This window comes from Clostridium sp. CM027 (assembly GCF_024730565.1).
GTDB lineage: Bacteria > Bacillota > Clostridia > Clostridiales > Clostridiaceae > Clostridium_AD > Clostridium_AD estertheticum_B.
This window is the reverse complement of record NZ_CP077725.1, coordinates 3,520,078-3,546,386: the sequence shown is the minus strand read 5'-3', so window position 1 is coordinate 3,546,386 and position 26,309 is coordinate 3,520,078. Positions and strand designations below refer to the sequence as shown.

At 31.9% G+C, this 26,309-nt stretch carries 23 protein-coding genes, 1 pseudogene and 1 riboswitch; of the genes and pseudogenes, 2 read left to right on the top strand and 22 right to left on the bottom strand.

Annotation, left to right across the window (positions count from 1 at the left end):
* Positions 1–25: 25 nt before the first annotated feature.
* From KTC92_RS16865 to gcvT, 9 genes are all read right to left on the bottom strand, one after another.
* The gene (locus KTC92_RS16865) at positions 26–2,182 is read right to left on the bottom strand and encodes a heavy metal translocating P-type ATPase (protein ID WP_220286054.1); all 2,157 of its coding nucleotides are present in this window, start codon (positions 2,180–2,182) and stop codon (positions 26–28) included.
* 67 nt (positions 2,183–2,249) lie between these two features.
* A complete protein-coding gene (locus KTC92_RS16860) occupies positions 2,250–2,612 on the bottom strand; it encodes a metalloregulator ArsR/SmtB family transcription factor (RefSeq protein ID WP_165411667.1) in 363 nt (120 codons plus the stop codon).
* Between the two features lie 175 nt (positions 2,613–2,787).
* Positions 2,788–4,548, bottom strand: a complete 1,761-nt coding sequence (locus KTC92_RS16855; RefSeq protein ID WP_216301964.1) for a bifunctional homocysteine S-methyltransferase/methylenetetrahydrofolate reductase — start codon at positions 4,546–4,548, stop codon at positions 2,788–2,790.
* A gap of 83 nt (positions 4,549–4,631) precedes the next feature.
* Positions 4,632–5,396, bottom strand: a complete 765-nt coding sequence (surE, locus tag KTC92_RS16850; protein ID WP_216301963.1) for a 5'/3'-nucleotidase SurE — start codon at positions 5,394–5,396, stop codon at positions 4,632–4,634.
* Positions 5,397–5,605: 209 nt separating this feature from the next.
* Positions 5,606–7,006 (bottom strand): dihydrolipoyl dehydrogenase, encoded by a 1,401-nt coding sequence (gene lpdA, locus KTC92_RS16845; protein ID WP_216301962.1) that lies wholly within the window; start codon positions 7,004–7,006, stop codon positions 5,606–5,608.
* Between the two features lie 210 nt (positions 7,007–7,216).
* The gene (gcvPB, locus tag KTC92_RS16840) at positions 7,217–8,671 is read right to left on the bottom strand and encodes an aminomethyl-transferring glycine dehydrogenase subunit GcvPB (protein WP_216301961.1); all 1,455 of its coding nucleotides are present in this window, start codon (positions 8,669–8,671) and stop codon (positions 7,217–7,219) included.
* Positions 8,668–10,011 (bottom strand): aminomethyl-transferring glycine dehydrogenase subunit GcvPA, encoded by a 1,344-nt coding sequence (gcvPA, locus tag KTC92_RS16835; RefSeq protein ID WP_216301960.1) that lies wholly within the window; start codon positions 10,009–10,011, stop codon positions 8,668–8,670. Before gcvPA ends, gcvPB begins: the two co-directional genes overlap by 4 nt.
* Before the next feature lies 1 nt (position 10,012).
* Positions 10,013–10,396 carry a glycine cleavage system protein GcvH gene (gcvH, locus tag KTC92_RS16830; protein ID WP_216301959.1) on the bottom strand — a complete coding sequence of 128 codons (384 nt, stop codon included), beginning with the start codon at positions 10,394–10,396 and terminating at the stop codon, positions 10,013–10,015.
* Positions 10,397–10,414: 18 nt separating this feature from the next.
* On the bottom strand, positions 10,415–11,521 hold the full coding sequence (gcvT, locus tag KTC92_RS16825; RefSeq protein WP_216301958.1) for a glycine cleavage system aminomethyltransferase GcvT: 1,107 nt from the start codon (positions 11,519–11,521) through the stop codon (positions 10,415–10,417).
* Between the two features lie 169 nt (positions 11,522–11,690).
* Here gcvT and KTC92_RS16820 point away from each other — a divergent pair, with 169 nt between their 5' ends.
* The gene (locus tag KTC92_RS16820; RefSeq protein ID WP_220286055.1) at positions 11,691–12,671 is read left to right on the top strand and encodes a lipoate--protein ligase; all 981 of its coding nucleotides are present in this window, start codon (positions 11,691–11,693) and stop codon (positions 12,669–12,671) included.
* A 288-nt stretch (positions 12,672–12,959) separates the two neighbouring features.
* Positions 12,960–14,303 (top strand): APC family permease, encoded by a 1,344-nt coding sequence (locus tag KTC92_RS16815; protein ID WP_220286198.1) that lies wholly within the window; start codon positions 12,960–12,962, stop codon positions 14,301–14,303.
* Between the two features lie 365 nt (positions 14,304–14,668).
* Here the strand turns inward: KTC92_RS16815 and KTC92_RS16810 are convergent, their stop codons facing one another.
* From KTC92_RS16810 to KTC92_RS16755, 13 genes and pseudogenes are all read right to left on the bottom strand, one after another.
* Positions 14,669–14,905 carry a hypothetical protein gene (locus tag KTC92_RS16810; RefSeq protein WP_220286056.1) on the bottom strand — a complete coding sequence of 79 codons (237 nt, stop codon included), beginning with the start codon at positions 14,903–14,905 and terminating at the stop codon, positions 14,669–14,671.
* 324 nt (positions 14,906–15,229) lie between these two features.
* Positions 15,230–15,298, bottom strand: a pseudogene (locus KTC92_RS18735) (helix-turn-helix domain-containing protein); the annotation flags it as partial.
* A gap of 37 nt (positions 15,299–15,335) precedes the next feature.
* Positions 15,336–15,791, bottom strand: coding sequence for a DUF2975 domain-containing protein (locus KTC92_RS16805; RefSeq protein WP_220286057.1), 456 nt, complete (start codon positions 15,789–15,791; stop codon positions 15,336–15,338).
* A gap of 122 nt (positions 15,792–15,913) precedes the next feature.
* Positions 15,914–16,087: a DUF1737 domain-containing protein gene (locus KTC92_RS16800; protein WP_165411659.1), complete on the bottom strand. Its 174-nt coding sequence runs from the start codon at positions 16,085–16,087 to the stop codon at positions 15,914–15,916.
* Positions 16,088–16,192: 105 nt separating this feature from the next.
* Entirely contained in the window at positions 16,193–16,396 is a 204-nt protein-coding gene (locus tag KTC92_RS16795) for a DUF3784 domain-containing protein (protein WP_220286058.1), read from the bottom strand.
* Between the two features lie 84 nt (positions 16,397–16,480).
* Positions 16,481–18,280, bottom strand: coding sequence for an oligoendopeptidase F (gene pepF / locus KTC92_RS16790; RefSeq protein ID WP_220286059.1), 1,800 nt, complete (start codon positions 18,278–18,280; stop codon positions 16,481–16,483).
* 236 nt (positions 18,281–18,516) lie between these two features.
* Complete coding sequence (rpsA, locus tag KTC92_RS16785) at positions 18,517–19,560, bottom strand: 30S ribosomal protein S1 (protein ID WP_220286060.1); 1,044 nt, start codon at positions 19,558–19,560, stop codon at positions 18,517–18,519.
* A 55-nt stretch (positions 19,561–19,615) separates the two neighbouring features.
* The gene (cbiG, locus tag KTC92_RS16780) at positions 19,616–20,632 is read right to left on the bottom strand and encodes a cobalt-precorrin 5A hydrolase (RefSeq protein WP_258280633.1); all 1,017 of its coding nucleotides are present in this window, start codon (positions 20,630–20,632) and stop codon (positions 19,616–19,618) included.
* A gap of 114 nt (positions 20,633–20,746) precedes the next feature.
* Positions 20,747–21,685: an ABC transporter permease gene (locus tag KTC92_RS16775; protein WP_220286061.1), complete on the bottom strand. Its 939-nt coding sequence runs from the start codon at positions 21,683–21,685 to the stop codon at positions 20,747–20,749.
* The gene (locus KTC92_RS16770; protein WP_220286062.1) at positions 21,678–22,757 is read right to left on the bottom strand and encodes an ABC transporter permease; all 1,080 of its coding nucleotides are present in this window, start codon (positions 22,755–22,757) and stop codon (positions 21,678–21,680) included. The genes KTC92_RS16775 and KTC92_RS16770 overlap by 8 nt, the downstream gene beginning before the upstream one ends.
* A complete protein-coding gene (locus KTC92_RS16765) occupies positions 22,758–24,278 on the bottom strand; it encodes an ABC transporter ATP-binding protein (RefSeq protein ID WP_220286063.1) in 1,521 nt (506 codons plus the stop codon).
* A 35-nt stretch (positions 24,279–24,313) separates the two neighbouring features.
* Positions 24,314–25,420: a BMP family ABC transporter substrate-binding protein gene (locus KTC92_RS16760; RefSeq protein ID WP_220286064.1), complete on the bottom strand. Its 1,107-nt coding sequence runs from the start codon at positions 25,418–25,420 to the stop codon at positions 24,314–24,316.
* Positions 25,421–25,453: 33 nt separating this feature from the next.
* A complete protein-coding gene (locus tag KTC92_RS16755) occupies positions 25,454–26,026 on the bottom strand; it encodes a xanthine phosphoribosyltransferase (protein WP_165411646.1) in 573 nt (190 codons plus the stop codon).
* Between the two features lie 128 nt (positions 26,027–26,154).
* Positions 26,155–26,256: riboswitch (purine riboswitch) on the bottom strand.
* Positions 26,257–26,309: the final 53 nt, after the last annotated feature.

The window sequence follows — 26,309 nt, the reverse complement described above, 5'->3', positions numbered from 1 at the left end:
CGTTCTTGTTAACCTTTTACTATTTTTAGCTATTAACCTTCATTGCTCTCATTGAATTTAACACTGCAATTAAAGCGACTCCTACATCACCAAAAACAGCTTCCCACATAGTTGAAATTCCGAAAACTGCCAATGTTAAAATAACTGCTTTTACACTTAGTGCAAAGATAATATTTTGCATAACAATTGTTTTTGTTCTTTTAGCAATTTTTATAGCTTCAGCAATTTTTGATGGTTCATCTGTCATTATTACTATATCTGCCGCCTCTATTGCAGCATCAGAACCTACACCACCCATTGCAATCCCAATATCTGCTCTTGCGAGCACCGGTGCATCATTAATTCCATCTCCTACAAATACTATCTTCCCTTTAGGTGATTTTTCTTTTTGAAGCAATTCTAATTTTTCTACCTTCTCGTGTGGAAGAAGTTCTGAGTAAACTTCATCTACACCAAGTATTTTTCCAATACTCGTCGCTATATCTTTATTGTCACCAGTAAGCATTACTATTTTTTTAACACCCATAGATTTCAAATCGACTATTGCTTGAATAGAGTCTTCTTTTATCTCATCTGAAATTATAATACTACCTGCATATTTCTTGTCTATAGCTACATATATTATTGTGCCTACATTTCCAGCTTTATTATAGGAAATTTTCTCACTATCCATTAACTTTGAATTACCAGCTAACACATGTTTCCCTTTAACTTTAGCCCTAATACCTTTTCCAGCTATTTCTTCGACGCCTTCAATATCTTCACTACGTATATCTTTGCCATAAGCTTTTATTATAGATGTAGCAATAGGATGATTAGAATTGCTTTCTGCATGAGCTGCATACTCTAATAATTCATCCCTACTTATCTCACCTTCTGTATGCATCTGCGTAACCACAAATACTCCTTTAGTTAGTGTTCCTGTCTTATCAAAAATTACTACTTCAACGCTATTTAATGCCTCCAAGTAATTTCCACCTTTAACCAAAATACCATTTTTAGATGCACCACCTATTCCTCCAAAAAATCCAAGTGGAATAGATATTACGAGTGCACAAGGGCAAGATACTACTAAAAATACCAATGCTTTATATATCCATTGTGAGAAAGTAGCACCAGGTATTAAAAGGGGTGGAAGTATTGCTAGTGCTGTTGCACTTATAACTACAATCGGTGTGTAATATCTTGCAAATTTAGTTATAAAATTTTCAGTTGGTGCTTTTTTGCTGCTAGCATTTTGCACTAAATCCAAAATTTTTGCAAGGGTTGATTCTCCAAATTCTTTCGCAACCTCTATAGTTAATAATCCATTTTTATTTATGCACCCTGCCAAAATTTCATCGCCGCTTTTAACTTCTCTTGGAACTGATTCACCAGTTAATGCAGCTGTATCTACTAATGATTTTCCTTCTATAACAATACCATCTAATGGCACTTTTTCTCCGGGCTTTACTATTATAATATCCCCAATGTGTACTTCCTCTGGATCTACCTTTACAATTTCATCTTTAATTTTTTTATTTGCATAATCTGGCCTTATATCCATAAGCGCAGATATAGATTTTCTTGATTTATTTACAGCGATATCTTGGAAAAATTCTCCTACTTGATAAAAAAGCATAACCCCAACGCCTTCTGAAAATTGTCCAATAGAAAATGCTCCTACTGTAGCGAGTGCCATTAAGAAATTCTCATCAAATAATTGTCCTCTTAATATATTTTTCACTGCAACTATTAGGACGTCTCCACCAATTAATAAATAACTTATGAGGAATAACGCAAATTCAATTAAATAATCTAATTTAAACAAAACTGCTACGATGAAAATTACTACACCTACAGAGAAACGTATAATTTTATTTTTATTAGTTCCTTCTTCCCCGTGATCATGGTTATGATCATGGTTATGGCTATGACCCTTTTCCTCATGCTTAAATGTTTTTACTTGTTTTACTATAAATTTAACACCAGGTTCTATTCTTTTAACTATTTTTTTTGCATCATCTATAACACTTATTATTTTTTCTTCACTTTGAAATTGAATTACTAAGCTTTTAGTGACAAAATTTATATTTGCATCTAATACTCCATCTATCTTTTTACATTGAGCTTCAATTTTGTTTGCACAATTAGCACAACCTAGACCTTCTAAAATGAATTCTCTTTTTATTATAGTACTCATTTTCTCCCCCACTTTCAAAGTTTTTATTTGCTTTTATATTATAAATTTTTCTTTATGTAATAGAGTATTATCTAAGTTCCTTTATGTGTATAAGTCCTTGATCAAAAATTTGTTTAACATGCTGATCATCTAAAGAATAGTAGACAACCTTTCCCTCACGTCTATACTTAACAAGTCTAGCATTTTTAAGCACACGAAGTTGATGAGAAATAGCTGATTGAGTCATATTAAGAAGAGCAGCTATATCACAAACACACATTTCAGTTTCAAATAACACACAAAGAATTTTAATTCTCGTACCATCTCCAAAAACTTTGAAAAGCTCTGCTAAGTCATATAACGTTTCCTCACGTGGTATTGATTTTCTTACTTTTTCTACTACATCTTCATGTATATTAGAACATGTACAAACCTCTATGTTTTTTCCCATTTATTCCACCCCTTTCATATGAACACATGAATCATTGTTCATATGTTTATTATATGTTACCAATTAATACTTGTCAACATTCCTGGGAAATAATAGTTCATTAGTTTTATAAAATTTGTAATCAAAAAATTAAAACCCTAATCATGTATTTATTCATGATTGGAGTTTTAATTTATTAATTATTAATAGTGCTTATATTCTTAATAATATCAGTAATAATATCAATTCTTTTAAACGGTGTAATAAGATAATATCCATCTACATAAGGGTAGATTTCTTCCGCTATTTCAGTAGATATTTTAATTGCAAGAACCCTAGCTTCTTCTTTTGAAATGTCCTTATATAGTTCTATAATTTCCTCAGAAACGCTTATTCCAGAAATTTCATTGTTCATAAAGCAAGCATTCTTATAGCTTACAATCGGAATAATTCCACCTAATATCTTAGCAGGCAATTCACTACGTGCCCGTTTTAAATTTTCTACAGCCTGCTTTGTTAAAATTGGCTGTGTTAAAAACATAGTTACTCCACTTTCAATTTTCTTTTTTGCGTGTAATAGTTGGCTACTAAAATTAATAGCATTTACGTTTAAAGCACCACAAATATTAAAAGGTGATGAAAATGTTATATCATTTAGATTGGTTATATAGTTAGCAAGTATTGCAGAATTAAAACTAAACATCCCCTTAACCTCGTCACGCTGGGCTGAGGGTATAGGGTCACCTGTTACCACTAAAACGTTATTTACCCCCTCAATATTTAAGCCTAGAAGTAATGCCTTTGTAGCATTAATATTTCTATCGCGACATGTCATATGTGGAATTGTTGTGATGTCGAGTTCTCTTTTCAACTTACAAGCGAGTAGACTACTATCTACCCTTACTCTTGCAATAGGACAATCTGCAATGGTTATTGCATCAACTCCATTCTCTTTAAGACTCTTAGCACTATTCATAAAAAATTCAATTCCTGTATCAAGTGGTGGGTCTAATTCTACCGCAATAATTTTTTTCCCAATTCTGATTTTTTCCAGGAGAAGGTTTTTAACAATTAATTTCTCAATTTTAACTTTTCCAGTTTTACTCGGAACAATTTCGCGTGTTGATAAACCTTTTATTTTTGCAACAGTTTCCCTTATAAATTCTGGAGTTGTACCGCAACAACCACCAATAATAGCCACACCTTGCTTTGCTATTTCTAGCATTTGCACAGCAAAATATTCTTTAGTATTATTAAAAAACGTACGATTATTTATTATTGTTGGATACCCTGAGTTTGGCATAACAGAAATAGTTTTATTTTCTATATTAAGAGTTTTAATATATTGAAGTAAGTGATATGGCCCAGAAAAGCAGTTGAATCCACAGGCATCAATAGTTGGTATTTGCGAAACTTTCTCTATAAATTTTTCACCATTTATTCCAAGTCTTGTAAACCCTTCTGGTGAAACCGCAAGTTCCATCAAAATATATGTATTTGGATTTTTCTCCTTAATATACCTTGAAATCTCAGCAAGATATTCATCACTGCTAAAAGTTTCAAATATAAAATATGTTGCACCGAGATCTAAAAACAAATCTACTATTTCTTTGTATGCCTCCCATAAATCCATCATTTCTAAAAATGGTATTGGCCCAATATCGGCAAAAACTAAAACCTCAGTACCCTTTGTGGCTTCCCTTGCTATCTCATAACCTTTTACAATAACCTCTTTAACCGTATCAAAATTACTTTCAAGGCTAATTTTATTTGCTCCAAATGTATTGGTTTTAATTGCCTTGCAACCAGCATTTATATATTCCTTATGTATATTTAGTATGGTATTTTTATCATAAATATTTGCAAGTTCACATTTGGATAATGGATTTTCACAAACACTTGCGTAATATGTCCCCATTGCGCCATCAAAAATTAATGGTTTTTCTTTAATATTCATAAATTCCCCCACTGAAGTTTTCTCTTTGTTACAGTATAGAACTCTCACTTATATAAGTTGGAGACTTTCCTTCTGAAATGTCGTTAAAACCATTTGCGTGTTTCATCTAACATTTTAAAATTAGTTAAATCATAATGAAGTGGAGTTACAGTAACATACCCCTCTTTAAAATATATTGTGTCAGAATCATCCTCATGAATATCTATTACCTCACCCTTAATTTCATATTGAGTTTCATTATTTTCTCCAATAGTTTCTATATAACGGTTGTTATACAATCTACTTCCAATTTTACATACTTTAATTCCTTTTATTTCATTATCCCTTAGCATAGGAATATTCACATTTAATACAATATCATTCTTAATGTTATTCTCAATAGCCTTAAGCAATATCTTTCCAGCATATTTAGCTGCCATTTCATAATTTTCAATATTTCGCTTAATTTCCATAGAAACCGCCATAGCTGGTATTTTATAAATAGTCGCTTCTATAGCTGCAGAAACTGTACCGGAATATAAGACATCAGTACCTAAATTTAATCCTTTATTGATTCCGGATACTACCATATCTATTTTACAATCACTTTTACTATCAATGAGCTTATTAATTGCTATTTTTACACAATCTGCTGGTGTTCCATCTACGCTATAAGCTTTTGATTTTAACCCTTCAATTTTTGTTTCTCTAACAATAAGTGGCCTTGTAAGGGTTATGGAATGTCCGCAAGCGCTTTTTTCATTATATGGTGCTACAATAATTACTTCATGATTTTTTTCGAGTTCTTTAGCTAAAGCATATAACCCCTTTGCATTTATACCATCATCGTTTGTAAGCAATAATCTCATTTTCATCCCTCCCATTATTCACTATTTTAAAATTTCAAATAGTATATGTATATATATTATAGCAAAATATGGTTCAACAGGATACAAAACGTCCAAATATAATTCTAATTGCATAGCATTTAAATATTATTTGTAAGAAAGCTTTAAAATACAAAGATAGTCCAAGGGAGTAATTAAAATTACTCTCTTGAACTATCTTTATGTTTCTTCTATCTTTTTTTAGCAGGTACCATATGAATAGCTTCACCTTTTAACCCTAACACTGCTTCTTCAAAAGCTTCAGATAGTGTTGGATGAGCATGTATCATGCTAGCGATGTTTGAAACATTCATATTATTATTTATAGCCATAGCCCCTTCATGAATTAAATCCGATGCATGAGGTCCCATTATATGCACTCCAATGATTATATCCTCAAGCGTTGCTATAACCTTTACTAATCCTTCTCCTTCACCTAGTGCTAATGCCTTGCCATTAGCTCCAAATAAAAATTTACTTGTTTTATACTCCATTCCCTTTTTTTTGGCTTCGTTTTCTGTTATGCCTACGCAAGCTATCTCTGGAAATGCAAAAATACAACTTGGTATTATTTCACTAGAATAAGGAGCAATATAACCCATAATTCTCTCAACCACTTTTTTACCTTGATGCGTTGCTGCATGAGCAAGCATACTTATTCCATTCACATCACCAATAGCATAAATACCTGGAATGTTAGTTTCATAATTTTCATCTACCACAATAGCTCTTCTATTAAGCGATATACCCAAATTCTCAATATTAAGCCCTTCAGTCATAGGCGTTCTACCAACGGATACCAATACATTATCTGCCGTAAACACAATTTCTCCTTTTTTCCCATCGGCAGTTACAATTAGCTGTTCATTAGATTTTTCAATACTAATTACCTTTGTGTTGATACTCATATCTATACCTTTTCTTTTAAGTGAAACACTCAATCTCTTTGTTAAATCAGTATCCACTTGAGCAAGAATACTTGGCAAGAACTCTATAACAGTTACCTTTGATCCTAATGCATTAAATATACCTGCAAACTCCACACCTATAACACCGCCGCCTATAATTGCTAATTTATTAGGCACTTCTTTAAATTCTAATATATTTTCACTAGTAAATACTCCTGGTAGATCTATACCCGGTATATTAGGTATTAATGGAATAGACCCAGTTGCTATAATTATATTTTTCGTTATTATTTCTCTTAATTCTCCATTCTTAAGAGAGATAGAAACTGTATTTTTATCTTTCAAACAAGCTGTCCCTAAAATTACATCTATATTATTTGACTTTAATAATTGTTCTACCCCGTTCACTAGTTGATTAACTATTTTGTCTTTTCTATTTTGAATTTCTTCTACGCTAAAACTGTAACTATCTACCACGATTCCAAATTCATTAATATTCTTTAAAGTATTTAAAATTTCAGCATTTCTATATAGCGCCTTTGTAGGAATACATCCTCTATTTAAACATGTTCCACCAAGCTCACCTTTTTCTACAATACAAACCTTAGCACCCAGCTGAGCTGCACGAATAGCAGCAACATATCCCCCAGGGCCTCCCCCAATTATAACTATATCCTTCTCCATCACTGCTCCTCCTCCTATAAATCAGTATAACTTCGGAATATCTTAACGACATTTCAGAAGGAAAGTCTCCCACTTCTATAAGTGGGGTTACTTGCCCCAACAAATAGAAAACTTCAGCGGGAGTATAAATCTCCTTCTGAAGTCGTTAATACATCTTCTACGAAGATGTTACAGCTCCGCAGGAGATGATTTAACTATCCCGAAGTTATATTAATTAGTATATTTTAAAACTGGATATCTAGCAGCTCGAACTTCATCAAGCCTTCTAACAAGAGTATCATATGGAGCATCCTTTAGTAGCTGTGGATCTTCTATTGCTTCTTCTGAAATATTTATCATAGCTTCAATAAAATCATCCATAGTTTCAAGACTTTCCGTTTCCGTAGGTTCTATCATAATTGCATTTTCTACAATTGTTGGAAAATATATTGTAGGCGGATGATATCCATAATCTAGCAGTCTCTTGGCAATATCTAATGTAGTTACCTCACTTGGTCCCTGCTTTAAACCTCCTAAAACAAATTCATGCTTGCAAACTCTATCAATTGGTAAATAATAATAGTTCTTTAGTTTGCTTTTCATATAATTTGCATTAAGCACTGCCATTTCACTTGCCTTCTTTAGTCCCTCAGCGCCCATTGAAAGTATATAAGAATATGCTTTAACAAGTACTCCGAAGTTCCCATAGAAACTCTTTACCTTTCCAATAGATAGTGGTTTATCATAATTAAGAACAAATTTTTCTTCTATTTTTTCTATTATTGGGACAGGCAAATATTGTATAAGTTCTTTTTTAACTCCTACTGGTCCGCTTCCCGGTCCACCACCACCATGTGGGGTAGAAAATGTTTTATGAAGATTCATATGGACAACGTCAAATCCCATATCTCCTGGTCTTGCTATACCCATAATGGCATTTAAATTTGCTCCATCATAATATACGAGCCCACCAGCTTCATGTACTAGATTTGTTATTTCTTTAATATTCTCATCAAATAAACCTAAAGTGTTTGGATTTGTTAGCATTAATCCCGCTATTTCATCGTTTAATACAGATTTCAAACTATCTAAGTCTACACTACCTTTTTCATTAGATTTAACTTCTACAATTTCAAAGCCTGCCACACTTGCACTGGCTGGGTTAGTTCCGTGAGCTGAATCTGGAACTATAATCTTTTTTCTTTTAAAATCCCCTTTATTTTCATGGAAGGCTTTTATAATCATAAGTCCAGTAAGCTCTCCATGGGCCCCTGCTGCAGGTTGAAGTGAAACCTGATCCATTCCGGATATCTCAGCTAATTTTTCACTAAGTTCATACATTAATTGTAAGGAACCTTGTACCGTTTTTACACTTTGATATGGATGGATCTGAGTAAATGAGGTCATAGACGCCATATCTTCGTTAATTTTCGGATTATATTTCATAGTACACGAACCTAAAGGATAAAAGCCAGTATCTACCCCGTAATTCTTATTAGACAATAGAGTGAAATGTCTTATAACATCTACTTCACTTACTTCCGGAAGGGATATGTCTTTTTTGCTTAGCAAATGCTCAGGTATCATTTCGCTAATATCGATACTCTCTACATCACAACAAGGTAACGTATATCCTCGTCTTCCTTCTTTTGAGATTTCAAATATTAATTTATTATACTGTTTCATTTTATCCCCTCCATTGCAGTTATTAGCTCACAAATTTCTGGTTTTGTTCTTTTTTCTGTTACACAGAATAGTAGAGCATTTTTATGGTCAGGGTAATTTTTCTCTATATCATATCCACCAATTATATTATTTTCTAATAATTTATCGTTAATAATACTAGCCCTTTCCTGTCCCTGAATTACGAACTCCTTAAAGAAAGGTTTATTAAATACTGGCTCGTATTTTTCTAATTTAATTATTTCATTAAAAGCATAGTGCGCCTTTTGAGTGCTTTGATATGCCACTTCTTTTAATCCCTGTTTTCCCATAGTTGTAAGATAAATTGCAGCAGTTAATGCATTTAAAGCTTGATTTGAACATATATTAGAAGTCGCTTTTTCGCGTCTTATATGTTGTTCCCTAGCTTGAAGCGTTAATACAAAGGCTCTTTTTCCATCTACGTCGATGGTCTGACCTACAATCCTTCCTGGCATTTTTCTCATAAGTTTTTTCGTCGTTGCCATGAATCCCAAATAAGGTCCTCCAAAGTTCATTGCATTTCCAAGTGATTGGCCTTCCCCTACCACAATATCTGCTCCTATTTCTCCTGGAGTTTTTAATATGGCAAGAGATATAGGATCTACGCTCATTATTAGAATAGCTTTATTATCATGAGTAATTTTTTCAACCGACCTCATATCTTCAATTATTCCAAAGAAATTAGGGTTTTGAACTATAACTCCTGCCACACTGCTATCTACAAGTTCTTTTAATTTTAGAGTATCAGTAACTCCTTCCTTCTCATCTACTTCTATTAGTTCTAATCCCTTAAATTTTGCATAGGTATGAACGACTTTTCTAATTTCTGGATGTACTGTTTTAGATACAATTATAGATTTTCTTTTTGTATGCTCAGCAGCCATAAAAGCAGCTTCAGCGCAACTCGTAGCACCATCATACATAGATGCATTCGCAACATCTAGTCCGGTCAAACTGCATATTAATGTTTGATATTCAAAAATAGCCTGAAGAGTACCTTGGCTTATCTCTGGTTGATAAGGTGTATATGATGTATAAAATTCTGATCTTGAAACTATATGCTTTATTATAGAAGGTATATAATGATCGTAAACTCCAGCTCCTAAAAAACAAACTAACTCTTCAGCGCTTTTATTTTTATTACAAAGTGATTTTACGTGTTTTTGTACTTCCAGTTCTGACATGGGTGAATTTATATTTAGATCTCTATTTAATTTAAGGTCCTCTGGTATGTCTTTAAACAGTTCCTGTACAGACTCCGCACCCACACTTTTTAACATTACCTTTTCGTCTTCTAAAGTATTAGGTATATAAGGAAACATCTTATTTCTCCTTACTGCAATATTCATTATATTGCTCTTCGTTCATAAGTTCTTTTAATTCTTCCTTATTTGTAATTTCTATAAGAAACATCCAATTTTCATAGCAGTCTTCGTTTACTAATACTGGGTTATCTACTACATCATCATTTACCTCTAAAATCTTTCCACTAAATGGAATATACATGTCAGAAGCTGCTTTAACAGACTCAATGACCCCAAAAACATCCCCACTAGTAATTTCTGCATCTACCTCTGGTAGCTCAACAAAAACAATATCTCCTAAAGCATGTTGTGCATAATCAGAAATTCCAACGTATGCCTTATTACCTTTAATTTTTATCCATTCATGATCTTTACTATAAAATAATTCCTTTAATGTTTTCATTTAAAATCCCCCTAAATTTTATTTGTTATAATTTTTCTTATAAAATTTTTTACTTATTACCTCAGCTTTTAATGCTTTACCTCTAATCCCAATTTCAATTTCTGTACCTAATTCTGAGTATTTAGAATCTATTAAAGCAAGACCTATATTTTTCTTTAATGTAGGCGAGAAATATCCCGTTGTTACCACTCCGATTTTTTCTCCGAATGCAGTAACTTCATAACCATGTCTTGGAATTCCCCTATCCTTCATTTCAAACCCTACTGATTTCCTCTTAAGACCTTGTTCTTTTTGCTTTAAAAGAGCTTCTTTTCCTATAAATTCATTTTTTTTAAGCTTTACAAAAAATCCAAGTCCTGCTTCAAGCGGTGTAATATCTTGAGATAATTCGTTTCCATATAAAGGGAGGCAAGCTTCGAATCTTAAAGTGTCTCTGCAGCCGAGCCCTGTGGGCTTAAGTCCTTCTTCCTCACCTATATTAAATAGTTTATGCCATAATTTTTCTATTTCCTCTGGGGAAGTGTATATTTCAAACCCATCCTCACCTGTATACCCTGTTCTTGAAATAAGACATTTTACACCATCTACAAGAACATCTCGTTTACAATAGAAAAATTTAATTTCATCTAAATCTATATCAGCTATTTTTTGAAGTATCTTTTGTGCCTTTGGTCCTTGAATCGCAACCTCTGCTACCTCATTTGAAATATTAGTGAGTTCCATATCATAGGCGCCCTTATTGTCAATCATCCATTGAAAATCTTTCTCTATGTTCCCTGCATTTATAACAAGATAGAAATGTTCCTTACCAAATTTATATATTAAAAGATCATCAACTACTCCTCCGTTTTCATAGCACATAAAAGTATATAGTATTTGATTATCTTCAAGTACTGCTAAATCATTTGTAACTAAATTTTGTACAAATTCGAAAGCCTCGGCTCCTTTTACTTCCACTTCTCCCATGTGTGATACATCGAAAAGTCCAGCAGCGGACCTTACAGCTTCATGTTCAGAAATTATCCCTTCAAACTGTATTGGCATTTGCCACCCAGCAAAATCAACTATTTTCCCACCATATTCTTTATAAACACTATATAGCGGCGTTTTTTTTAAATTTTTCAACATAATTCCCCCCATTTTTGTAAAATATATGCATTGAAATATAAAAAAAAATGATTGTTTTTTTATTCTCCTTCATGTTTCATTATACTGCCTTTTGGTATATAATTCAATTAAATATATATATTGGTTTATAATTTCAAATCTAAAGTTAATGCAAGGAGGAAATATAATGATTTATATAAATAACACAAATACAAGTCCCTATTTTAACTTAGCAGCGGAAGAATATTTGCTAAAAAAATTTAAAGAAGACTGTTTTATGCTCTGGAGTGATGAGCCTTGTATCATCGTCGGAAAAAACCAAAATACCTTATCAGAAATTAACCTAGACTATATAAAAACAAATAATATTCCTGTGGTAAGGAGATTGTCTGGTGGAGGCACTGTTTTTCACGATTTAGGCAATTTGAATTTCACTTTTATCAAAAATAGTAGTGAAGAAAATTTTAATAATTTCAGAAAATTCACCTTGCCAATTTTAAATGTTTTAAACTTACTTAACATAAATGCAGAATTTAGTGGAAGAAATGATCTAACCATTGAAGGTAAAAAATTCTCAGGCAATGCACAATATAATTACAAAAACAGAGTTCTTCATCATGGCACCTTGCTTTTTTCATCAAATATTTCGGATTTATCAAAAGCATTACAAGCTAAACCTTTAAAATTTCAAGACAAAAGTATTAAATCCGTATTAAGCAGGGTAACTAATATAAGTTCGCACTTAACACGGTCTCTATCTATCATGGAATTTAAAGAGTTAATTATGAACTATATTATTACAAAAAATAATTCAGATTATTTGTATGAATTCACTCCATATGATTTAAATAGTATAAATAAGCTTGCCACTGAAAAATATTCTACTTGGGAATGGAATTTTGGCCATTCACCAAAATATAATTTCACAAATGAAAAGAAGTTTTCATTTGGAACTGTTGAATGTAATATGGAAGTACAACATGGAATAATAAAAGATATTACGATATATGGTGATTTTTTTAGCAAACTTGATATCTCGGACATAGATGCTGCCCTTATAGGCATAAATCATGTGGAATCTGATGTAAAAAAAGCGCTTTCAGCCTTTAATATATCTGATTATTTTTCAAATGCAAATATAGAAGATATTTTAAGTTGTATGTTTTAAAAAATTCTTCTTGACTATATTTGAATTTGCTAATAAAATATAAAGAAATAATAAAATTTACATTTGGGATTATAGTTATTTAAAATATTTTTATTGGAGCAACTTAGATTATTATCTAATGAAACTTTCAGATAAGAGGACATGTAGTAAAAATGCAGTGCTTTTGCCGCTTTTTTACTTCATGTCTTTATATATTTTAGCGACATTTCAGCTCCGCAGGAGATGATTTGACCCACTTAAATGAGTTTTCTATTATTTTAAGACTAACAAAAGAGAGGATGATTTATTCTGGAAGCATCAAAAGAATTAGATTCTATCAATAATTCACCAAAAACACTAAAGAAAGAAATCGGCTTACTAGAATCCATTACCCTAGTTATAGGTATGGTTATAGGTTCAGGGATTTTCTTTAAACCTTCTATTGTATTTAAAAACGCAGGATCTCCAACCATGGGAATACTTGCTTGGGTCGCCGGTGGCATTATAACTATGGCTTCTGGTCTTACTATAGCTGAAATAGCAGCAGCTATTCCAAAAACTGGTGGTATATTTATATATCTTAAAGAACTCTATGGAGAAAAATGGGCATTTCTATTTGGTTGGGTACAGACGGTTATTTATGTACCTGGTGCCGCCGCAGCACTCGCAATAGTTTTAGCAACTCAAGCTACTAATTTTGTACCTATGAGTCCAATCCAGCAAAAACTATTTGCAATATTAATGATATTTGTTATCACCACTGCAAACGTGTTATCAACAAAACTTGCTAGTAAAATTCAGTTCATTGCAACTGTTGCAAAACTAATTCCAATTTTTATTATTATTGCTTTAGGCCTTATAAAAGGAACAGCTCACAGTTTTTCCTTGCCACTAGGGACTACTGCAGCCGGAGCTGGTTTTGGAGCTGCTATGCTTGGAACACTTTGGGCTTATGATGGCTGGGTAGGCGTAGGTAATATAGCAGGAGAACTTAAAAATCCTAAAAAAGACATACCAAAGTCCATAATTTTAGGACTAATCGTTATTATAACAGTGTATGTTTTATTTAATTTAGCAATTATAAACATAATTCCTATAACAGCTGTTATTAGTTCTAATAAAGTGGCTTCTGATGTTGCAACAGTTTTATTTGGAAAATTTGGTTCATTGTTTATAACTGCTGGCATATTAATTTCAATCTTTGGAACATTAAATGGTTACCTAATGACAGGAGTTAGAATACCCTTTGCCATGGCTCGAGATAAACTTTTACCTTTTGATAAGATCCTCGGAAAAGTTAATCAAAAATATCAAACTCCATTAAACGCTTTTATTTTCGAGGCAGTACTCGCCTCTTTATATGTATTTAGCGGTTCTTTTGATACCTTAACTGATCTTGTTATATTTGTTTTATGGATTTTCTTCACAATGGCAGTAGCTGGTATCTTTATATTAAGAACAAAACATAAAGATTTAGAGAGACCTTATAAAGTACCCTTCTACCCAATAGTTCCACTCATCGGAATTACTGGAGGTATATATATCCTAGTAAGTACACTTTTAACTGATACTTCAAAAGCACTTATAGGACTTGCAATAACCTTAATTGGATTACCTGTATATTGGTATATTACTAAAAAGAAACAAGACTAAAATAAAAAAGTATATATTACTATTAATGCATTCACTTCGCTAAGAACTACTAATTTTACTTTTAATTAATCTGCTAAAAAACATAAACTCGCTGTGTCGCTCAAACATATGTTTTTCCTAACGCATCTTAATTAAAAATAAAATAAGAAGTTCTAAAGCTCGCTTCAATGCATTATATGTAACATATACTTTTTTTGCGCATAAATCGGTAGAATTTCTAAATCAACTTTCAATGTTTCTGCACTTCTTATTTCATGTCATTTCCGGAAAAACTTCATACTATATCATATTTACACTAAGATGTATCTACTATGGATAGCAGATAAAAAACCACCAAATCGCAATAATTTCCACATTCATTTCATCTATATTTTACTCTTTTTTAATTTTTCACGGCAAGTAAAATATACATCACTTAAAACACCTGTTAAAATATTCCACACTAAAAACGTCATAATCGTTTCCATTACAATTGTACTAATTGATTCTCCCCCATCGAAACTTATACCTAAAACTGCCCTAATGGAAAAAATAACATTAATTATTGGCAATATTAAACCAAGCCACTTATTTTGTCGTTTTGATAAAAATATCTGTAGCATAATAATCCCTGTCAAAAATATTATACCTATTAAAATAGTGGTGAAAATTATTATTTAAATCACTCTCCTTACTATATCTCGTGCGGCATTTTAACATCATATCTTAATTTTATTCGTATAGTGTATAATGTATGTCACAATAATATTTAACATTAAATATTCAAATTTTTAATATTTATTTTTCCGCATTATTGTCATTATGAATTACATCTTGTCTGTTAAAAATCATATAACTAACTTCGAAGTCTTCAAAAATAGAGCATCAATCGTAGATATACAATTGATGCTCTATTTTAGAATGTTGCGACGCAACTTATATATATATTATTCTTTATATTCTAATAAATCACCAAGTTGGCATTGCAATTCACGAGAAATAGCTTCAAGTGTATAAAATCCAAATTTACGATAATTGTAATATTATATTCCTTTAGACAGTCGAGTCGTTTTCTTCTTTTATTTCAATTGCTTTTTTGAATATTTCTGCTAAAGCTAAAGCCATACAAGCTAACACAATATACATAAAAAAACTGCCTTTAAGTGACCCATATCTTGTAGCAAATATTTCTATACCAGCTTGTCTTTTGTAGTTCATGATTACATCAAAAATAGCTATAGAGAACATATAATATCCAATTATTTTAAATCTCCTGACATTATCAAAACAAAACGGTGTTAATTTAGCACTACAAACAATTTTGCGTAGATTGTAAAGTATTAAAACGTAAATTAAATAAACTATAAAACTAATACCAATATTTATAGTAAATACAGCCTTTCCACCAAATAGTACATGTAATACACCCATTACTAATAAAAACCCTGATACAGTTAGTAAAACATCTAAAAGTACTTCGATAAAATTTATTGATAGAGACTTTTTCATAATCAAACATCTCCTTATAAAATACATTATTTACATTATAATTTCTTACAACTGTGTATTAAATATTAATATATTTAGTCCTGCAATACCTACAATTTCTAGGTAATTAAAATTTTTAATATTTATTTTTTATCATTCTTAATTACAGCTTGTGCCACAATTACATCTTGTCCGTTAAATGTACACGAAGGAGATTCATATAATGTATAACCTTCATCAAGTAATTCAGAAATTCTTTTACAAAAGTTCGCATCATCTTTTCCGGTAATCAATCTATATCTAAGCTTTTTCTCCATTTTAAATACCACCTTGTATTATTCTTTCTATTGTATTCTCTATACTTTCTACAATACCAAATCTGCCATTAAATATATTAAAATTATAATGCTCATACAAATCCTTTATTCAAAAGCAATCATAAACATGAATTTCCCCGTGTATTTACACAAGGAAACAACATTAAACTCTTCTTTTTCTTTTTTTGACATTGTATTAAATCCTGTAATCTTTGTCTCTACTATGTCATAAAGATGTTCAAAATAAGATCTAAATAATAAGTATTGGATTTCTCTGAAAGCGACTTGCAATAAGAAATGCAGAAACATTGAAATTTCATTTAGAATTTCTTAACAAAATTTTTCGTTTCAAGTTCTTATTGCAAGTCATCCAGGAGAAACTTCATACTTTTTTTATATCTCTTTTTCGAGCATTTCTAATAATTCATCAAATCTTCTTATAGTATCCTCTAAAGGTTTTGGTGATGACATATCTACCCCTGCTTTTTTAAGTATATTTATTGGATAGTCACTTCCACCGCTCTTTAAGAATCCTTTATATCTTTCTACAGCGCTTTCGCCCTCTTCAACTATCATTTTACTGAAAGAATTAGCTGCTGCAAAACCCGTAGTATATTGATATACATAGAAGTCGCTGTAAAAGTGAGGAATTCTTGCCCATTCCATATCAATACCCTCATCTACCACCATTTCAGCTCCAAAATATTTTCGGTTTAAATCATGATAAATTTTACATAAGTCCTCTGGAGATAATGGGTTACCCTGCTCAATATTTTCATGGGTTGTTTTTTCAAACTCTGCAAACATACATTGTCTAAATACTGTAGTTCTTATTCCTTCCAATTGCTGATTTATTAAGAATAGTCTTTTCTTCTTATCTGTCTCATTTTTAATTAAATAATCTATTAGTAAACATTCATTAGTTGTAGATGCTACTTCCGCACAGAATAACTCATACTCTGAATATATATACGGTTGATTCTTCCTTGAATAATAAGAATGAATAGAGTGCCCCATTTCATGAGCAAGCGTAGATACATCATTTAATTGGTGATTATAATTCAAGAGTACGTATGGCATACTGTCATAGCATCCCGAAGAATATGCCCCAGAACGTTTACCCTTATTTTCAAATACATCTACCCAGCCTTCACTAATTCCTTCTTTAAATATATTTAAATATTCTTGCCCCAAAGGTTTTATACCATCTAATGCTAACTTAACAGCATCTTCATACTCAATACTATCTTGCACCGCATCAACTATTGGCACATATAAATCATACATATGAATTTCATCAAGTCCTAAAAGTTTCTTTTTAAGTCTTACATATTTATGGAGGGAGTCTAGATTGTTGTTTATAGTATCCACCACATTATGATAAACCTCTACTGGAATATTATTAGGCTTTAATGAGCTTTCTAATGCTGATGCATAATTTCTTGTTTTTGCATTAAATACAAAGTTTTTTATTGATGATGTTAAAGATGTTGTTAACGTATTTCTAAACCCCTTATATGTTCCAAATAATGTTTCAAAGGCATCTTTTCTTACCCTTCTATCCTTCGATTTTATAAAAATACTGTAGTTTCCTTCTGTTAATTCAATTTCATTACCTTTTTCATCTTTTATACTTGGAAACGTCATATCTGCATTTGTAAGCATTTCAAATATATTTCCCGGGGCATTTAAGCAGTCGCTTACAGATGCTAATAGCTTTTCTCCCTCTACACTTAATGTATGAGGCTTTTGACTTAAAATATCTAGTAAGTAGAATTCATATATTTTAAGTTTTGGAATCTTACAAATTGCCTCATCTATAAAGCCCTCTTTTAATGATAATAGTTCAGGGACAAAAAATGCAGTGGCACTCGAAACTTCTGCGGCATATGAATCAATCTTATTTTTAAGTACTTGAAACTCTGCCTTAGCTGTATCCTCATCCCCTCTTAAATGTGCATATACAAGCAATTTTTCTAGAAGTCTTTGAATCTCTACATTGCTTTCTAAAAATGATAATAACTCCTCAGCAGTGCCCAGTTTCCCTGAAAATCTTTGCATTTCTGGTGCTTTAGATCTTAGTATTTCAAAATCTTCTTCCCACGCCGCAGAACTCTTATACATCTTTTGGACGTTCCACTTGTACATGCTGTCAATTTCATCTCTTGTTTTAAGTTTTTTAACTTCACTCACTAAAATCCCCTTCTTTCATATCATTAAATTACATTTTATAAATATATTACCATACGCTTCTAAAAAAATCTATTAAAAGTAGATATTAAATTTAGATATCAATGGAACCTAAAAAAGATGACTCCTGTTTACAATACAGAAATCATCTTCTTAATTCAGCATAGACTTTTTTAAAAATCTATGCTTCTTGTAGCTCTATTAAGTAAAACTATTATTAATTATTTTTACTTACAAATTTATTCAAATTTAAAGTTTTTGAATTTATCTCCTAATATATCAGCTAAAGTTAATCCAGCTTCTTCTTCTTGCTTATATTGTGAAAAATCTTCATTTCCTCTTGCTGCTTCTCTAATACTTAGGCTTATTCTTCTATCTTTTTCGTTTATTTCACCGATTTTAACTTTTACAACTTCTCCAACTTTTAATACGTCAGAAACTTTTGCTATACGTTCTTCTGATATTTCTGATAAATGAACTAGTCCTTCTACTCCTGATTCAAGTTGTACAAAAGCACCGAAATCCATTAATTTTACAACAGTTCCTTCTACTATAGCACCAGGCTTGTAGTTGCTTACTATATTCTTCCATGGGTTTCCTGCTTCTGATTTAAGTCCTAAAGATATTCTTCCTTTTTCTTTATCAAAATCTAAAATAGTAACTTCAACTTCATCTCCAACTGACACTACCTCTGCTGGATCTTGAACTCTTTTCCATGATAATTGTGAAACGTGAATAAGACCATCAATGCCGCCTAAATCTACAAAAGCACCAAATTTAGCAAGTCTAGTTATAACACCTTTTCTCTTATCGCCCTTTTTGAGTTCATTCCAAATTATATCTTTTTTACCTTCATTCTCTTCTTTTTCTATTACTCTTCTTGATAGAACTATGTTTTTATTTTCTTTATCAAGTTCTATTATTTTAACTTCTAAAGTTTTGCCTTTAAAGTCTTCTAGGTTTTCTATATATGAATCTGAGATTTGTGACGCAGGTATAAATGCTCTAACTCCATCAATATAAGCCGTAGCTCCGCCTTTTACTATGTCACTAACTGTTACTTCTAACGTTTTATTCTCATCTACGATTTCCTGTAATTTTTCCCAAACTTTAACGCTATCTTCACTTTTTTTAGCTAAAAGCACGTCATCAGTATTATCCATCGCATCTTTCATTGTAATTTCTTCACTACTATCTACTGTCATATCTTTCATGATAACTTCCTCATTACCATCTGTTGTCATATCTTTCATTATAACTTCTTCTTTATTATCTGTTGTCATATAAATACACTCCTCTTATTGCATAATTGTTACTAAAAATATCTTCTTTATTATATCATACTTCACCTATACATAACGTCATACCATCTAATTTCATCTTATTTTTTATAATCCTTGCACCACTAAGTTCTACACAAGGCTCACAAACAGCTCTAACTCCAATAGTTTTTTCAACGAAATCACTACCGTAAAATTTATGTTGTACTTGCTTTATATCTTCTGCCGTAAATATTTTAAGTTGGCATTTAAAATAATCTACTAGCGCATTTATTGCAACCTCATCTTTTTTTATCAAAATCGTCGTTATAGACTTTATAGACCTAATATCTATATTATATTCTTTAAGAACCCTTAATACAGTTTGTTTCATTTTCTGGGTTGAAAAATCTTTTCTACATCCTATCCCTAGTACGATATTTCTTCTTATTAATTTAAGCGTAGGCACTATATGTCCCTTTAAATGATTATCAGTACTCTCTGAGCTGCAAATGTATAGTAACCCACTAATGTCCTCTAAATTACTACTATATCCAACGGGCGTTTGTACTATCCCTCTTTCATCAAAAAATCCAATTTTTCTTCCCTCTACTAAAAGAGCCGCTATTTCTTTTGCTTTTTTCAAATCTTCAATTATAAGTCCATTATCTTTTGCTATCATATCTGGAGCATAAATACCTAAATTATCTGTAGCAGTAGTTATTATCGCTTGTGATTCGAGAAGCTTACTAACCTTTAATGTAAGCTCATTTGCGCCTCCTAAATGACCGCTTAAAAGACTTATAACATAATTACAAGAATTATCTATAACTAATACTGCAGGGTCCACATCCTTACTTTTTATGTATGGCGCTATAGCTCTAACTGCAATACCTGTAGAACTTATAAATATTACACCTCTATAGTTTTCCATTACATTTCTACTAACTTCCTTAAAATTAAAATCACTTTGCTTTTTCTTTGAATACAAATCAATGTTAAGGCTTGAAGCTAAAATATTAGCTATTTGATCTCCCTTTTCTGTAAATGTAATAACTGCATATTTCATTTTGTCACCATTCCTATTATATATCATACTATTATTATACACAAAACATAAAATAATTGGGGACAGTTAACAACTATTTGCATTTGAATAATTATTAAATGTCCCCTATTATGTATCATGTAAAAAAATTCGAGAAATTAACTATCTTTCTTCTCTAAAATAGGGGTTTCCGAGTCCAGCCGGTGGTGAGTTTTCACTAGATTTTTTCATTGATACTATTACTAAAATAATTATTGTAACTAAATATGGTAGCAAATCAATAAGATATTGAGATACTGAAAAATTAGGTAATCCTTGAAGTCTAAAACCTACTATGTCAAGCCCTCCAAAAAGGTATGCTCCTATAATCGCTCTATGAGGTCTCCAAGTTGCAAAAATTACTAAGGCCACTGCTATCCATCCTCTGCCAGATGTTACATTCTCCTGCCATGCTGGAACATAAACAAGAGATAGATATGCTCCTCCAAGACCACAAAGAGCTCCGCCTACTAATGTATTCACATATTTATACAAATTAACGTTTATACTAGCTGCATCGGCAGCTGCAGGATTTTCGCCAACTGCCATGGTGTTTAAGCCCTTAGTAGTTTTATATAAATATATAAACAAAAGCAAAGTTATAATATATCCCAAATATACAAACACATCTTGATTAAAAAATATATCTCCTATAAAAGGTATATCTCCAATTAATGGAATTCTTTTAGGTACGAAAAATGATTTAACCTTATCTGGGGTAACTTGCCCAATCAATTTTTTACCTATCATACTTGAGAACCCTGTTCCAAATATAGTTAGCGTAAGACCACATACAACTTGATTTGCCCGAAGTGTTATAGTTAAAAACGCATAAATTAACGCTCCAAAGGCTCCTGAAATCGCTGCAGCTATCATTGCTATAACAGGATTTCCCGTACTTAAGCCTGCCATAAATCCAATGACAGATCCCATAAGCATCATGCCTTCTACACCTAAATTAAGGTTACCTACCTTTTCAGTTAATAATTCACCTAATGTGGCAAAAAGTAGAGGTGTACCTGCTACAACCGCAGCGGCTAAAAATGTTGTTATACTATTCATTTCTATTTTCCTCCTTTAATATGCCTTGATAGTTAAAATTTATTTTATATTTAATGAAGAATTCACTGCCTAATACAAAAAACAGTATAATTGCTTGTATTAATTGTGCAGCCGCTTCAGGTATTCCAAATGCTGTTTGAATAAATGACGCTCCTTGTAATAGAGCCGCAAATAGTATAGATACTATTACTATAATGGGTGCACTTAATCCTGAAAGCCAAGCTATAATTATAGCTGTAAATCCTGCCCCACCTGCAACTTGTGCAGACAGTGTCCTACTTACAGCTGATACTTGAATTACACCTGCAATTCCACAGAGTGCTCCACTTAAAAATATAGCTATGTACATGGTTTTTCTAATTTTAATGCCTGCATACAATGCTGTTTTTTCACTTTCTCCAAGCACCGAAATTTCATAACCCTTCTTAGTATATTTCATGAAAATATACACTATAATCACAAGTATAATTGCGATTATCCATCCCATATGTATACCAAAAACATCTGGAAGCGTTGCATTTGGCGATAAGTTAGGTATTTTAGGGAAACCCATTGCTCTCTTATCCTTCCAAGGTCCATATTGTAGGTATGTAATAAACTTTAAGGCTATGTAATTTAGCATTAATGTTACAATCGTTTCATTAGTATTCCATTTCCCCTTAAGTAAGGCTGCAATTAATGCCCATAACCCTCCGCCTAAAATACCTGCACAAAACATTATTAATAACAATGGTAATTTATCCATATAGGGAAATTTCAATGCAAAAAAAGTAGCAGCAAAGGCTCCCATTACTATTTGTCCTTCTCCACCAATATTCCAAAATTGCATCTTGAAGGCTATCGATATTCCAAGAGAAGCTACAATCAGTAGTATTGCCTTAATAAGTGTTTGCTTAATACTATAACTCGAGCCAAAGCTTCCCTTTATAAGAGACGCATATACGTCTATTGGATTAAGTTTAATTACTAACAAAAACATACCTAGTACCAATAATGATAGGAGGATTGCAATGCTTCTAATTTTAAAATTATCAGTTTTGCGAGTTTCAGCTCTTTTAACAATCTTCATCATCTAATTCTCCTCCATCTGGGCAGTATTTCCCACCATCATCATACCAATTTCTTCTCTTGAAGCTTTTTTCGCATCAACAATGCCAGTAACCTCACCATCACAAAGCACCATAATCCTATCGCACAACTTAATTAACACATCCAAATCTTCTCCAATGAATAATACTGCCGTTCCTTTTTCCTTCTCTTGACTTATTAGGTCGTAAATCGTATAACACGTATTAATATCCAAGCCCCTTACCGCATATGCCATAACAAGAATCTTCGGATACATACTTAATTCTCTTCCAACTAATATTTTTTGAATATTCCCACCTGATAAATATTTTATGGGATGATGTATGTCCGGTGTCTTAATTTCAAATTTCTCAACCATTTTTTTTGCTTTAATTACGACTGGTTTTCTATCTATAAATATCCCCTTTTGCGTGTGGTAATCCTTTAGCAAAAGGTTATCCACCATTCCCATAGAAGCAACAAGTCCCATTCCTAATCTATCTTCTGGTATAAAGCTCATACTTATGCCTTTATTAATAATATCTCTAGGAGATTTCCCTACTAGATTCTCCCCCTCAAGAACTATTTCACCACTTGCTACCTTCTCAATTCCTGCAATGGCCTCACATAATTCCCTTTGGCCACTTCCAGCAATTCCAGCCACGCCAAGAATTTCAGAACTTCTTAGGCTGAAACTAATATTTTTAATTATCTCTGCCTTTTCAGCATTTAACACTTTCAAGTCCTTTACCTTAAGCATTATATCTCCTGGCTCTTTATTTACCTTATTTATAGATAAATCCGCTTTGCGACCCATCATAAGTTCTGTTAATTGCTTTGGAGTGGTATTTTCTTTTTCAACTGTTTTTATAGCTTCACCTTTTCTTAATACAGTAATTTTGTCACAGATCTCCATTACTTCATCCATTTTATGACTTATAAATATAATTGCACAGCCTTGTTCTTTCATCTTTCTCATTATTTTAAATAATTTTTCAGTTTCACGTTGAGTAAATACCGTAGTAGGTTCATCTAATACCAAGACATCAGCACCTCTATAAAGTACTTTAAGTATTTCAAGATTTTGCCTCTCTCCTACTGCCATATCACAAACATATTTGTTTACATCCATCTCTAAATGAAATTTTTCACATATATCATTAATCTTTTTAATTTCTAACTTGTCATTAAAAAATAAGCCTCTATTTTGACCCAGTAATATATTTTGCTTCGCAGTCATTTCCTCAACTAATTTAAAATGCTGATAAATCATTCCTATACCAGCTTTAATAGCATCCTTTGGAGAAGTAAAATTCATATTTTTCCCATGAATAAAAATAGAGCCACTATCAGGAGTATATACCCCTGATAGCATATTCATGAGAGTGCTTTTACCTGCCCCATTTTCACCTAGTAGCGCATGAATTTCCCCACCATGCACCGTTAAATTCATATTCTTATTAGCTATTACCTTTCCGAAGGTCTTACTAATATTCTCTATAGATACATAAGGGATTTCATTCATATTAAATCATCTCCTCCATATTTTAAAATCATATATTATTTCTCTATTTTTCCTTCTACGCCTTTAACAAACCAATTAAATTGTAGTAATTCCTCATCTGTCATGACTTTACCTTTTTCAATTTTAGTAGTTCCCGTTTGGTCCTTTAAAGGTCCTACAAATATTTTGTTTTCACCTGAAAGAATCTCTGTTTTAGCCTTTTCTACAGCCTCTTTTGCTCCAGTTGGTGCATTTTCTGTGAGCGGCGCAAGACTCACTACTCCAGATTCTAAACCTTTCCAATAACTTGCTGATTTCCACGTACCGGCTTTAATAGCTTTTATTTGCTCAACATAATATGGTGTCCAATTCCAAACTGGCGATGTCATATATGCTTTAGGTGCTTTAGCTTTCATATCTGTATTATATCCAATAGCGGATATTCCTGCTTCTTCTGCAGCTTGTAATGGCCCTGCAGTATCTTGATGCTGGGTAATTACGTCTACACCTTCTGCAATAAGTGCCTTTCCTGCTTCTTTTTCTCTAGCTGGGTCATACCAAGTATTAGTCCATTTTACTTTTACTACAGCTTTCGGATTCACTGATTGTACCCCTAGAGCAAAAGCATTTATTCCTCTTATTACTTCTGGAATTGGGTGTGCTGCTGCATATCCTATTTTATTAGTTTTAGTCTTCATCCCAGCAACTATCCCTGAAAGATACCTTGCTTGATAGATACGTCCAAAATAGTTTGACATATTTTCTGAAGTTTTGTACCCAGATGCATGTAGATATTTAACTTCAGGATGTTTCGCAGCTGATGCTTCCATTCCATCCATAAATCCAAAACTTGTTCCTACAATAACGTTAGCTCCTTGATTAATCATTTCTTCACATACTTTTTCAACTTCTGCTAAATCCTCTTTTACTGATTCTTTATACAAAGTTTTTACAGCTAGCTGTTTTTCAATCTCTTTTCTTGCAACATCATGAGAGTAAGTCCAGCCTTCGTCACCTACAGGTCCTACATATATAAACCCTACGTTTATTTCCTTTTTTTGCGTACCTTTTGTCTCAGTTTTCTTATCAGTGCCACATCCTGCAATCATTAAAGGCATAACTAATGTAAGTACTATTAATAAACTTCCTAATTTTTTCTTCATTGTTAATTCCTCCCCTATAATAAATAATAAGTCTTAGCTAAAAACTATCTTGTTATCTTGTAAAGATTTTATTATGGCTAATGATTCTACTTTAACACCCTCCTTTTCTATGCATATTCTTCCATTTTGAAATGCTTTTTCGATTACAATTCCCACTCCAACCACTTCGGCTTCAGCCTGACGTACAATTTTTATAAGTCCTAATGCAGCATTCCCATTAGCTAAAAAGTCATCAATTATTAAAATCTTATCTTCTTTTTTTATATATTTTTTACTAGTTCTAATTTTATAATTCTTATTTTTTGTAAAAGAAAACACATCAGCTTCATATGTATTGCTATCCAAATTAGTGGCTTCATGTTTTTTTGCAAAAACTACAGGAATGTTACCAAAGTATTGTGCCACAATACATGCTATTCCTATACCTGATGCTTCAACTGTTAATATTTTTGTGATTTCATGTTGTGCAAACCTTTTTTTAAATTCTTTTCCAATTTCATTTAATAGCACTATATCAATTTGATGATTCAAAAAACTATCAACCTTTAAAATTCCACTACCTATTACTGACCCTTGCGTTAATATTTTATCCTTTAATATTTCCATAATCTTCTCCTTTATTAACTATATTTTCGACATACGATTCATTGCAAAACAAAAAACTCCTCTATTAACGGCTTAACGCGTTAGCTAGGGAGTTTATAATAAAAAAATTCATTTTAGAATAATTTAACTATTTTTATTAAAACACCCATAGTCAAGTATTTTACGGCTACTTGGTAGAAACGCTTAGTCCATATTTCTAAGCTTATATGAGTTTGCGAATATTAAGTTTTGTTTTTTATTAATTGTTCGTATTTATAGTTGTATATCAATACTACAACATTTT